Below are 11,831 nucleotides of genomic sequence, written 5' to 3'. Positions count from 1 at the left end.
CGCCCCGAATATACCCAAACACTGAATACGTTATACGAATGAATACAAAACTGTTTAAGAAGGCTCGTGCCCTTGCCTTGATCCTGGCCCTTGGCGCCAGCGTGGCCACCAGCGCCAACGCCCTCACGTTCACCTTCTCGCAAGGAGGCTTCGCGGAAGGGGCGACCTTTTGGGTTCCTTTTCGGGAACGGATGCGAATGGTGACGGATACCTGAGCCATCTGCCGTTTGAATCGATCGAAGAGCTCAGCAGCTTCTCCCTAGTTTTCTCTGGAAACAGCATCATTGGCTCCTTCGCTTGGGGATTGTCCGAGCTGGAGGCGTTCTCGTTTGACCTCGATGGGGACGACATTCTTGGGAACGGAATCGGCTCTGGGCCTGAAATGGAAGGCATCGGAGCCGCCGGGGGGCTGTTTCTTCTGTCCGTTGGAGGTGGATTCACCTTTGAGGATTCGAACACGACTGAGGTTCTTGATGGGTGGACTTGGGAGATTTTGGATGCCTCCGAGGAAGACGTGGTGGTAAATCAAGTCCCCGACACCGGGTCGACAAGCGCCTTGTTTGGCTTCGCGGCTCTGATGGTTTTAGCGGCTCGTCGCAAGTTTGCTCGAGCTGAGTAGGCATGTCCTCCGTCGCAAGCAGACTGAAAGCAGGGATAGTCGGCAGCCTCCTCATCGGAGGCTGTCTCCTTTCGTTTTGGGCGGGGCGGATGACGGCGGACGGAACCGCCGCCAATCTGGAGCGCGAAGGCGGGAAGCCATTGGTTTCGGAAACCCTCAGGGAGCAGCTTGGCTCTCGGGACGTCGGTACAGAGCAGCCAGCGAAAGCGGCCGCTGCAGGGGAGGAGCGAGCCCGTCCGACGAACGTTTTTCCATCGGCCCGATCCGAGCGCGAATTGAGTCGCCAGCGAGAGGCGTTTCGTGAACTGGCCTTTAGCGATCCCGAGCGAGCGTTCGCTCTAGCGGAACGGGCGGCGAGTCGCATCGAGCGGAAGGCGTTGAAGGAGGCGGCGTTCGAAGGGTGGGGAGCTCGCGATCCGGAAGCGGCGATTCGCTTCGCCTTGGAGCAGGATATCGCGGAACAGGATTCCGCGTTGAAGCACGCTATGCTGGGAGCGGCCGAGCAGCCGGGGAGCTTATTGGCGGTTTATTCCCAGCTTGCCGACGATGAAACGTTTCCCACGCATCTCGAAAAGGCGGCGGAACGCGGCGTGTGCGAGGCTTTGCTAACCAATGGCCATTTTGAGGAGGCGGTGGCATTCGCAGGAGAATCCGCCTCTCGATCCCAGAGCCAGAGCATGTTGCGACAGAGCTTTTCCACCTGGGCGCGTTGGGAGCCGGAGACAGCGTTGGTGGCGGCTTTGGATTTGCAGCGAAGGGCGGATCGGGAGCTGGCGAGCGAAGTCGCTTTGGGGAGCTGGTCCCAGTCCGACCCCGGCATGCTGGCGGAGTTCGCCGCTGAATTGCCGGAGGGCGAGGTGCGGGAGCAAGCCCTTCGAAAGTCGCTTTCCTCGTGGGTGAGCCAGGATCCCGCCGAGGCGGCGGATTGGCTTGCGACCCGGGAGCCGGCCAAGGAATTGGATGCCGGTCTGCTGGCGTTGGTGAACCACCCGTATTTGGCGGAGCGCCGACCGGAGGTGGCTTTGGGGTGGGCGGAGTCGCTGTGGGACGCCGGCCTGCGGGCGGATGCGGTTTCCCGAGTGGTCAAGCAATGGGCGGCCACGGATCGCCAGGCCGCGGTAGCGTACCTGAAGGGCACGGACGAGCTTAGTTTGTTGGAGCGCAGAGAGTTGCTTGCTCTGTTTGGCGAGCGCATGGCCTTCGGCATCGACGGAGAGGCTCGCTAGGAGCGTAGCAGGGGGCGAATCGATCCTCCGATAAGCAAACTCCCGACTTGAAAGCGGAGGGAGGACTGCTCAACGTCTTGCGCTTTTCCTTATGCAGACGGCTAATAAGCGTAATTTCAGCATCATCGCCCACGTGGACCACGGCAAGACGACCTTGTCGGACCGCCTGCTCGAGTACACCAATACCGTCGCCCAGCGCGTGCTGGAGGCCCAGCACCTGGACTCCATGGATCTGGAGCGTGAGCGCGGCATCACCATCAAGAGCCATCCGGTGACCATGCTCTACCCGGCCAAGAATGGCGAGGTCTATCAGCTCAACCTCATGGACACGCCCGGCCACGTGGATTTCTCCTACGAGGTCTCGCGCAGCTTGGCGGCTTGCGAAGGGGCGTTGCTGCTCATCGACGCGGCCCAGGGCGTGGAGGCGCAGACGGTGGCAAACGCCCACCTCGCGGAGGAGCAGGGGCTGACCATCATTCCGGTGATCAACAAGATCGACCTGCCCAGCGCCGACTTGGACATGTGCCTGCAGCAGCTGGAGGATTTGTTGGCGATTCCTGCGGAGGAGGCCATTCTGGCCAGCGGAAAGAGCGGCATCGGCATCGATGAGATTCTCGAAGCGGTGGTGAGCCGCATCCCCCCGCCACGCTGGTCTGACTATCCCGCCACCCGTTCGCTGGTTTTCGACTCCGTGTACGATGCTTATCGTGGGGCCATCGTTTTCCTTCGCACCTTTTCCGGCTCTTTGAAGCAGAAGGACCAGATTCTGATGATGAGCGACCATACCCGAGCGGAGGTGAAGGAGGTCGGTATCTTCACGCCCGCGCCGCAGAAGGTGGACGCCTTGGAAGCGGGCGACGTCGGCTACATGGTCTGCAACATCAAGGACCCGTCGGATATCAAGATCGGCGATACCATCACTCAGAACGCGACTCCAGCCGAGGAGATGCTGCCCGGCTACAAGGAGGTGCGTCCCATGGTCTTCAGCGGCATCTATCCGGTGGAGACGCAGGATTTCGAGAAACTGAAGGCCAGCATGGGCAAGCTCCAGCTCAACGACGCGGCGTTCAGCTTCCAGGCTGAGAGCTCGGTGGCCCTTGGTTTCGGCTTTCGCTGCGGCTTCCTCGGCCTGCTGCACATGGAGATCATCCAGGAGCGCATCCGCCGCGAGTACAAGGTGGACATCATCTCCACGTATCCGTCCGTTGTATACAAGGTTCAGAAATCCAATGGCGAGGAGATCGAAGTGGACAACCCGATCAATCTCCCGGATCCCTCCGCCATCGAAACGATTTACGAGCCCACCATCGTCGCTCACATCCACGTGCCCAACGACTGCGTTGGAGACATCCTGGCTTTGGTGATGGAGAAGCGCGGCTCCTGCGAGCGCACCGACACGCTGGACGGGACGCGGCTGATCCTCGAATGCATCCTGCCGCTCAACGAAATCCTAGTGGACTTCAACGATCGCTTGAAAAGCATCACTCGCGGCTACGGCTCCATGGAGTACGAGCTGGGCGAGTACCGGCCCGCCAAGCTGGTGAAGATGGATATTTTGGTCAACGGCGAGCCAGTGGACGCGTTTTCCTCCATCGTGCACACCGAAAAGGCCCACACCAAAGGCGGCGAACTCTGCGCCAAGCTGGCCGACATCATTCCGCCCCATCTGTTCAAGATCGCGGTTCAGGCGGCGGTCGGCGGCAAGATCGTGGCTCGCGACAACGTGCGCACCATGCGCAAGGACGTCACGGCCAAGTGCTACGGCGGCGACATCTCCCGAAAGCGCAAGCTGCTGGACAAGCAGAAGGAAGGAAAGCGCAAGATGAAGAACATCGGAAACGTATCCATACCGCCGGACGCCTTCATCAAGGTTTTGAAAAACGACTGATTTTTCTCTCGCGGAGTCAGGGCGGGCGACGCAAAGTCGGCTGCCTGGCAACGCCCCTAATCGCAGAGATACATGTTTTCCTTCCTCAAATCCGAACGCGCGAAACTGCGGGAAACCGCGAAGAACTGGCTCTACCTCGCGGGTAAGGTGTATCACTACCGGAAGGACAGGCTGAGCGAATCGGAGGTGTCCAAGCTGGTCCAGCTGAGCGAGGAGGTTCGCTCCCAGTTGAAGGCCAAGGACGAGAATCGTCTGCGAAACGCTATCGAGGGGCTCAAGGAGCATCTGGATCACGTCGGGGGAAACTACTACCCGCGCGGCTCCATGGCGGAGAACGTGGAGTTTTTCTTCGCCGCGGTGATTATCTATGTGGGGGTCACCACCTTTTTCGTAAAGCCCTTCAAGATCCCTACGAACTCCATGTGGCCGACCTATCACGGCATGACCGGAGAGGTCTACACCGACGACGCGCAGGCCCCTGGGCTAGTGGAGAGGGCCTTTCGTACCGTGGCATTCGGGGCCTCGCACTACGAAGTGGAGGCTCCGGCGAGCGGCGAGGTGCTGGTGCCCATGCTGCATCGCGGCAACGATTTCGATGTGCTGTACGAACCGGCCACGGTGAAGCGCTATTTCGTGCTCAACGCACCGGGCAAGGAGTATTCGCTGTATGTGGGCGACGAGAAAACGAGCTTCAAGTTCCCCGCGGATTTCAATTTCGACAAGGAAGTCCGCGAGCCGCTGCGACAGACGGGCTCGCCTTCGCCGTTCGATCTGATCCCGCGGACCATCGATTTCGATGATATCGCTGGAACGTTCCAGAAGCAGATCTGGAACGCCAAGAGCCAGGAGGGGGTGGAGGTGACGGTCTACCTGGTGAAGACGGGCTTGAAGGTCGAGAAGGGGGATACGCTGATGAACTTCGATCTGATGACCGGCGACCAGCTCTTCGTGGATCGCATGTCCTATCATTTCGTCTCGCCCAAGGTCGGCGACGGTTTCGTGTTCAAGACCGGTGAGATCGCTCGCATCACGGATGACGTTTTCTACATCAAGCGCCTTGCGGGCACGCCGGGCGACAAGGTGCGCATAGAGGATGGCGGCCTGATCGTGAACGGGGAGCCAGCGACGGGCTCCAAAGCGTTCGATTGGAACGCCAGCGAAGAAGGCTTGTACGCCGGCTATACTGCGACGCCTCCCGGCGGCACGGTGATCGATCTCACCCGAACGGTTACCATCCCGGAGGGTTCGTATCTAGCTCTTGGCGACAACAGCTACAACAGCTTCGATGGTCGAGGGTGGGGCTACGTACCGGAGGATTCGGTAGTGGGTCGGCCCATCATGATCTACTATCCCTTCACCAGACGTTTCGGATTGGCGGAGTAGGCGTAGTCTGCAGGACTTGCCTTGTTAAGGCGCCGCGGATCCGCGACCGGGCTTCGCTTGGGAACCATCGTGGCGGTCGCGCCGCGCGGTTCGGCGCAACAAAGCCAAGGATTGGCAGATGGTTTTAGACGACCTTGGCTTTTGGATACGCGCTGGCTTGAACGGTCTTGGGGGTCAGTTCCCTTGCGGTAGGCTTGACTGGAAGGGTCAGGGTCACCGTGGCTCCTTTCATGGGACCGTCGCTCGCGATGCTCAGGTCGCCTCCGAGCCGCTTGGCTGAGTTGGAGCAGGAATGCATGCCAAATCCGTGTCCGTCGCGTTTGGTAGTGAAGCCGTGGGTGAAGATTCGTTTCAGATTCTCGCTGCTGATGCCCACGCCGTTGTCGTGAATCCGCAGCTCGATAGCCGTTCGGTCGCGGTTGAAACGCCCCTCGATGGAAATGATGCCGAGAGCGGGCGAGGCTTCGGAGATCGATTCCTTCGCGTTTTTGATGAAGTTCGCCACCATTTGCAAAATGAGGTGTTTGTCCGAGACGATGGTCAGGTCGTCGTCGAACTGCCGGGTGACTTCGTAGATGGTGTGTTCCATGTCGCCCATGATCATGGTGATGGCGGAGTCGATGATGTCGGGCAGATTGACTTCCTGGAACATTTCCACCGTCTTGGCGTGGGCCTGCTGCGTGGAGATGATGCGCTTCACGTGGCTGATGTTGTCCGACATGCAATCGATCTCGACTTGGTACTGAGCGAAGTCGTCCTTCATCACGAGAGCGAGTCGGCGAAGGTAGTCGGGAATTGCTCTGCCCTTGGGATCCGTGGTGAAAAACGTATCCAGTTGCTCACTATGACGTTCTATGAGTTGCACGATCCGCTCCAGCTTTTCGACGCGACCGGTGTCGATGCGTTGGGAGAGCGATAGCACGCCGACGTTGATGCTGTTCAGCACGTTGCCCACGTTGTGCAGCACATTGGTGGCGACCTCCGCCATGCCCGCTTTGCGCGAGGTGGAAATGAGCTGGTCTTGAGCGTCGCGAAGCTCGTCGAGGGTCTTGGTAAGTTCCTTGGTCTTGTGCTGAAGCTCTGCGTTCTTGGCTTCGATTTCCCGCGTTCTTTCCGCCACCATGATCTCCAGCTTTTCGTTGGCGCTTTTCAGGTTTCGCGAGAAGTAGCGGTAGCCGCTCAGGATGATGAACGAAACGAAGGCCAAGTAGCACAGGTAGGCGAAGGGCGTCTGCCAGATGCTCGGGGTGATGGAGATTGGCAGCGAAATGCCGGCCTCGTCGACCAGCTCCCCAAGCCTGGTCCGCATGCGCAGCACGTAGTCGCCATGGTCGAGGTTGGTGAAGGAAAACTCGTTGGCAGCGCTCCATTTGGACCAGCCGCTAGAGGCGCCTTCGATGTAGTATTGGAAACTCGGCTGGCGCAGCGTCGCGGAAAAGGTGTTGCCGATTCTCACCGAGAAGCTGCTCTGGTCCGAGGAGAGCTCGATGCGTTCAGGAAGCGAACCGATGCCTGTATTTGAAAAGTGGATCTCCTCTCCTTCGAGGTCGGCGATCTCGAACAAGCGGGTTCTGATGTTCGGTTGGTCGCCGAGCGACTGGAAGAGCGAGGCGTCGACTTGAAAGATCTCGCTTTCGGTCAGCAGGACCGCGTTTCCGTTTTCCAGAAAAGCGAACTCGTTTATGTAGAGGTCGCCAAGTTGGCTGAGCGAGTAGCTGTCCTTGCGGTAGGAGCCGTCCGCTTGCTTCCAAAGAATGTAGTTGTAGTTGTTATACGAAGCCCAGATGTTTCCGCTTGGATCTGTGCAGAGGCGGTGAAGAGAGCCGCGGTCGCTTGGGAAATAGATTTCGAAGTCCTCGATCTTGTTGAAGCGATCCGATTCTTCATCGTATTCGAAGACGCCTGACGATTCGGTGAGAAACACATCTCCTTCGTGCTCCCAGATCGCGACCCAGTCGGCGGGGAGTCCGTCCTTGGCGGTGTAGATTCTGAATCTCAGTTCACCATTTTCGATCCAGATCTTGCCCGCTTGCTCAAGGCCGATCTCCAGCCAGAAGACGTTGTTTGGAGCTCGGGCGATTTTGTTGACGAGGCCGGCGGTGTGGTTGAGCGAGTCGATTTCGCGGATCGACATGCCTTCGCGTTTGAGGAGGATAGCCTTGGTGGAGGAGGTGCCAAGGAACAGATTAGGATCATCTCGAAATGTCACCAACCTATCGATACGGTGGTGGGAGCCGAGAGGCGTCGGACCGTTTTCCTTCGTGTATAGGTAGGTGGTGCCTTCGGCGTGAACGTAGAGGCCATCGGGGCCGGGGAGGGCGATGGCGACGGAAAGATCGTAGCGGCTGAAAATGTCCTCGAAGGAGACAAGCTGTCCGCTGGCGTCGTGACTTGCTTGATACAGCCTTCCATGGGTTGTCAGGTAGAGCTGATCCCCCATGCGCTGGGCCAGAGGGTAGTAGACGTTTGGCCGCAAGCGCTCATCGATCGGCGTGATCGGGCTGTCGATAAGGACCTTGCCTATGGAAGCGTTGAACATCACCCATAGCGTTCCTTGTCGGTCGGTGTGCAGTTGGCGTACGGCGCCCCAGCGATAGTCGAAATCCTTGCTCAGCTTCGTGGCGACGCTGCCATCGCTGTTCAGGATGACGATGCCTTCGGAGGGGATCGAGACCGCGAGACGCTGCTCGTCGAGAAAACTTAGCGAATTGATGGTGCTCGAGCCTTTGTAGGGGAGATTGGAATACGTTTCCTTTGGTTGATCGTTCTCCACGGCGTGCAGTTTGCCGTCTTGGGTTGCGATGACGAACTGGGCGCCTTTGGCGATCATCATCTCGATGGCCTTCTCCTCGGTGAAGCCCGAAAACGCTTCCAGCGCTTGAAAGGTCCCGTTCTCTTCCTTCCAAAGCCCGTCGGTGTCGGTGGCGATGTACAGGTGCCCTTGACTGACGGCTGCGCAGGTGAGCCAGGTGTCGAACGTTTGGGTGCGAATCTCCTTGGTGACGCGATTGTAGAGGGCGAGGTTGCGCTGTCCGATGAAGTAGAGCCAATCGCCGTTTTCGAGAATGTCTCCGTAGAACTCGCTGGCGTTTGAGGAGAGCGGCTCTTGATTGATCGGACGGAAGCGAAGCCGGTTTTCGGCGCTCAGTTCGAGGGTGCCGAAGGTGTTGTAGCCGGCCGCGTAGATCTCGTCGTCGGTCCAGTGGATGGAGCGAATCTTGTCGCGGGTGGCTACGGTGCGAATGGCCAGCTTCCAGTTGGAGCCATCGTAGACGTAGATTCCGGTTTCGTTTCCAAAGTACAGCCGGTTGTCGGGGCTGCTGGTGATGAAGTTTCCCCGGGCGTTGTCCTCGATGTCGTTTTCATCGAAGATCTGGTAGAGCGGTATGCCGTTGAGGCGTTTGCGAGCCTCTGGCCCATCCGAATCCTGAGCTCCGCTTTGGGGGCCGCAGCCCAGCGCGGCGCAGAGCAGAAGGAGGCTTGTCAGATGGCGTAGCATCACTCGATCGCGGCCAAGCTCCTTTCGCTAGGGTTTGGCGCCCTCGCCAATCCAGCGATCCAGCACGGAGGACAGGTCTTCGATATGGAGAGGTTTGGTGAGAAAGTCGTCCATGCCGGCCTCCAGCGATTGATCGCGGATTTCGGCGAATGCGTTAGCGGTCAAGGCAATGACCGGAATGCGCTCGCGGCCCTGTTCACGCTCGAACGCTCTGAGCTGTCGAGTGGCCTCGAATCCGTCGATTCCGGGCATTTGCAAGTCCATGAGAATGAGGTCGTAGCTTTGGCATTCGACGGCTTTTAAGGCTTCGTAGCCATCGACAGCCAGGGAGGTATTCACTTTCAGCCGCTCCAGGAAGCGGGCCCCGAGCTTACGGTTGATGACGTTGTCGTCCACCAGCAGCACCTGTCGCCCTTCGAAGCTCCGAGAAGCCGAATGACTGACCCGTTTGCTTTCCTGTCTGCTGGGGTGATCGTCTTCGGTCGAATCCGAGATGGGCAGCGTCAGTGTCAGGGAGAAGGTGGAGCCTTGGCCCAAGGAGCTTTCCGCCCTCAGGTCCGCGTCCATGGCATCAGCCAGCAGCTTGCAGATAGCCAGCCCCAGGCCGGTGCCGCCGAATTTCCGCGTGGTGGAGGAGTCGGCCTGCATGAACGCCGAAAACAGGCGGCTGCGCGTTTCCTCGTCCATGCCGATGCCTTTGTCGCTCACGTCGATGCGAAGCGCCGCCGCGTTGTCCCGCTCTTCCAGAATCGCGACGGAGAGATCGACCTCGGTGCCTTTTCCGAATTTCAAGGCGTTGTTGAGCAGGTTGAGCATGATCTGGCGCAGACGGGCGGGGTCGCCGACCAGCGACTCGGGCAGGGCGTCGGGCAGGTTCATGCGAAAGCGCACCTGGTTCTGCTCGATGCTGGGCGCCAGCAGGCTGGCGCATTCCTTTGCGAGGGCCCGGAGGGAGAAGGGGATGCTTTCCAGCTCCAGCTGGCCGTTTTCGTACTTCGAGTAGTCCAGGATGTCGTTGATGACGATCATCAGGGCGTCGCCGCTGGTCTGGATAATGGTGGCCAGCTCCAGGTCGGATTCGGAGAGGCCTTTGCTCGTGCTGAGAATGTTGGAGGCTCCGATGATGCCATTGAGGGTGGTGCGGATCTCGTGGCTCATGGTGGCGAGAAAGCGCCCCTTGGCCCGTTCCGAGCAACGGGCCTCTTCGGCGGCTCGCTTCAGCTCCTCGTTCAGGATGCGAAGCTTGGCATTGCTTTCGCTCAGGGCGAAGGTGCGGGATTCCACCTTGCTCTCCAGATCGGAAAGCAGCGAGCGCGTGCGGGCTTCGGCCAGCCATTTTTCGCTCAAAGCGGTGGCCAGCTGATAGGCTTCGGCGTGGTCGAAAGGCTTTTTAAGGATGAGAAGCCGATCCGATCTGCCGAGGCGGTCGATGATCTGGCTCCAGGAGTAGTCGCTGTAGGCGCTGCAGATGACCAGCTGGATATGGGGGTCGGCCTTGGCGATTTCCGCTACGGTCTTGAGGCCGTCCCAGCCGGGAGGCATGCGCATGTCGACGAAGGCGACCGAAAAGGGCGCTCCCTCCTGCTGGGCCTGTTCCACTTTGCGCAGTCCCTCTTCGCCCTGGTAGGCGTGGGAAAGCTCGAAATCGAGCTTGTGGCTGCGATCCGCTATCTTTTCCGGCTCCTCCTCGTCGGCGAACATCAGCTCGTCGAGCTCCTCGAGGGCCTGTTCGTTTTCCGATACCTCGCTTGGAGTGAGAACCTTTTCGAAGTCGCGATGGATTGCGGAGGTGTCGTCTATGATCAGCACACGCCGCTTCTGCGAGCTGCTGCGCGGGTCATGCATGGTGAAAAGTCGCCTGTCGGGTTAGAGTCATCAATCGGTCCGGGAAATCTTAGGGGTAGGGAGTGCCGCATGGGGGTGCTTGCGGGAATCGTGGGCCTATCCAACATCTAGCTACGTCCGAACGCCAGTTCGGATGAGCGGATCCGCTTTCCTACGTATCTTTTAAGAACGGTTTTACCAAAAAGGCGCCCCCTGGAGCGCTTCGCCGATCGCTCGTTTTCGGTTCGTCTCGCGTTAGTTGTTAGCCGTTCGAATAGGGAATTTTATAAGTGCCGGTTATGCATCTCAATCGATGGGCTTTAGCCTTGACATAAGCTGGCTCAAAACGGGTATTACCTCCGCTTCGGGGCCTCCTTATAGGTTGCTCTAGAAACAGTTACCGAGCATATTTCGACCGCGCCAAGACGACCACCGAACACTCAAAACAAATCCGCTACTTAACGACCTGGAGGGGAGTTGCCCTCAGTCCGTCTTCCCGACATCATGAAAACGATTCTATCGTCCCGCACTTCATCCGGAATCAAGGCTGCGCTTGGCGGCCTTTTGGCTTTGGTGGCGCTCGGCGCCGCCCAGGCGGATGACGCTCGAGGCAAGCAGCTCTACGCCAACTGCGTGGCCTGTCATGGCGACGACGCTCAGGGCATGAAGCTTCTCAACGCGCCTGCTCTGTCGGGACTCTCGGAGCAGTACATCGTGAACCAGATCAAGAAGTTCAAGGCGGGGCATCGTGGCGGCAACGTGAAGGACGCCACTGGCATGCAGATGCGCCCGATGGCGACCTTGCTGGTGACGGAGGAGGACATTGGGGCGGTGGCGAAGTACATCGCGTCTTTGCCTTCCAAGCCGGTGGAGGCGACGCTTGTGGGAGGCGATCCTGAGAAGGGCAAGATGCTCTACATGACCTGTCAGGCGTGCCATGGACCGGACGGAAAGGGCAACGACATGCTCAACTCTCCATCCTTGATCAATCAGCACGACTGGTACACGCTCCATCAGCTTCACAAGTTCAAGGAGGGCGTTCGCGGCTCGAATCCTGAGGACGTCACCGGATCCCAGATGCGACCGATGGCCATGACTTTGGCCGACGAGCAGGCCATGAAGGACGTGATCGCCTATATCCAGTCCCTTTCCGAGTAAGCCTTCCAGCGACGCGTTTACACCGAACGAGAGCACGCTTTTACACCGAGAATTTTCCATGAGCGCCAAATCATCCAAGAGCCAGCCAGGACAGGAGCAATACGCCTACGCCGTCACGCGGAAGCTTTTCAATTTCACTTTGGTAGGAACTGTGCTGTTCTCCATTGTGATTGTAGTCCTCTGGTACGTGTTTTAGACAGAAACATTTCCGAGCGTCTCCTCCGCCTAGGGAGA

The 11,831-nt window shown here is 58.9% G+C and carries 9 protein-coding genes; 7 read left to right on the top strand and 2 right to left on the bottom strand.

Going from position 1 to position 11,831, the window contains the following annotated elements:
* Positions 1-38 precede the first annotated feature (38 nt).
* The 5 genes from QEH54_RS18195 to lepB all read left to right on the top strand — a co-directional run bounded on the left by QEH54_RS18195 (position 39) and on the right by lepB (position 5,116).
* Positions 39-215: a hypothetical protein gene (locus tag QEH54_RS18195; protein ID WP_309020132.1), complete on the top strand. Its 177-nt coding sequence runs from the start codon at positions 39-41 to the stop codon at positions 213-215.
* Positions 170-619: a VPDSG-CTERM sorting domain-containing protein gene (locus QEH54_RS18190; RefSeq protein ID WP_309020131.1), complete on the top strand. Its 450-nt coding sequence runs from the start codon at positions 170-172 to the stop codon at positions 617-619. The genes QEH54_RS18195 and QEH54_RS18190 overlap by 46 nt, the downstream gene beginning before the upstream one ends.
* A gap of 2 nt (positions 620-621) precedes the next feature.
* Positions 622-1,845, top strand: coding sequence for a hypothetical protein (locus tag QEH54_RS18185; RefSeq protein ID WP_309020130.1), 1,224 nt, complete (start codon positions 622-624; stop codon positions 1,843-1,845).
* A gap of 91 nt (positions 1,846-1,936) precedes the next feature.
* Entirely contained in the window at positions 1,937-3,733 is a 1,797-nt protein-coding gene (lepA, locus tag QEH54_RS18180) for a translation elongation factor 4 (protein ID WP_309020129.1), read from the top strand.
* Positions 3,734-3,805: 72 nt separating this feature from the next.
* The gene (gene lepB, locus QEH54_RS18175; protein WP_309020128.1) at positions 3,806-5,116 is read left to right on the top strand and encodes a signal peptidase I; all 1,311 of its coding nucleotides are present in this window, start codon (positions 3,806-3,808) and stop codon (positions 5,114-5,116) included.
* 124 nt (positions 5,117-5,240) lie between these two features.
* On the opposite strand, the gene QEH54_RS18170 is transcribed toward lepB, so the two are convergent.
* Positions 5,241-8,615, bottom strand: coding sequence for an ATP-binding protein (locus QEH54_RS18170; protein WP_309020127.1), 3,375 nt, complete (start codon positions 8,613-8,615; stop codon positions 5,241-5,243).
* Positions 8,616-8,642: 27 nt separating this feature from the next.
* Complete coding sequence (locus QEH54_RS18165; protein WP_309020126.1) at positions 8,643-10,460, bottom strand: response regulator; 1,818 nt, start codon at positions 10,458-10,460, stop codon at positions 8,643-8,645.
* 483 nt (positions 10,461-10,943) lie between these two features.
* Here QEH54_RS18165 and QEH54_RS18160 point away from each other — a divergent pair, with 483 nt between their 5' ends.
* Together QEH54_RS18160 and QEH54_RS18155 are read left to right on the top strand one after the other, a co-directional pair.
* Positions 10,944-11,597 carry a c-type cytochrome gene (locus tag QEH54_RS18160; protein WP_309020125.1) on the top strand — a complete coding sequence of 218 codons (654 nt, stop codon included), beginning with the start codon at positions 10,944-10,946 and terminating at the stop codon, positions 11,595-11,597.
* Between the two features lie 58 nt (positions 11,598-11,655).
* The gene (locus tag QEH54_RS18155) at positions 11,656-11,793 is read left to right on the top strand and encodes a hypothetical protein (protein WP_309020124.1); all 138 of its coding nucleotides are present in this window, start codon (positions 11,656-11,658) and stop codon (positions 11,791-11,793) included.
* Positions 11,794-11,831: the final 38 nt, after the last annotated feature.

The sequence above is a fragment of the Pelagicoccus sp. SDUM812003 genome (genome assembly GCF_031127815.1).
Lineage (GTDB): Bacteria > Verrucomicrobiota > Verrucomicrobiia > Opitutales > Opitutaceae > Pelagicoccus.
This window is presented reverse-complemented; position numbering and strand designations above follow the sequence as displayed.

Bases quoted from the DNA above. Each gene is read 5' to 3' on its own strand.
- QEH54_RS18195 (WP_309020132.1), top strand. From the start codon at position 39: ATGAATACAAAACTGTTTAAGAAGGCTCGTGCCCTTGCCTTGATCCTG.
- QEH54_RS18185 (WP_309020130.1), top strand. From the start codon at position 622: ATGTCCTCCGTCGCAAGCAGACTGAAAGCAGGGATAGTCGGCAGCCTC.
- lepA (WP_309020129.1), top strand. From the start codon at position 1,937: ATGCAGACGGCTAATAAGCGTAATTTCAGCATCATCGCCCACGTGGAC.
- lepB (WP_309020128.1), top strand. From the start codon at position 3,806: ATGTTTTCCTTCCTCAAATCCGAACGCGCGAAACTGCGGGAAACCGCG.
- QEH54_RS18170 (WP_309020127.1), bottom strand. From the start codon at position 8,615: ATGCTACGCCATCTGACAAGCCTCCTTCTGCTCTGCGCCGCGCTGGGC.
- QEH54_RS18165 (WP_309020126.1), bottom strand. From the start codon at position 10,460: ATGCATGACCCGCGCAGCAGCTCGCAGAAGCGGCGTGTGCTGATCATA.
- QEH54_RS18160 (WP_309020125.1), top strand. From the start codon at position 10,944: ATGAAAACGATTCTATCGTCCCGCACTTCATCCGGAATCAAGGCTGCG.
- QEH54_RS18155 (WP_309020124.1), top strand. From the start codon at position 11,656: ATGAGCGCCAAATCATCCAAGAGCCAGCCAGGACAGGAGCAATACGCC.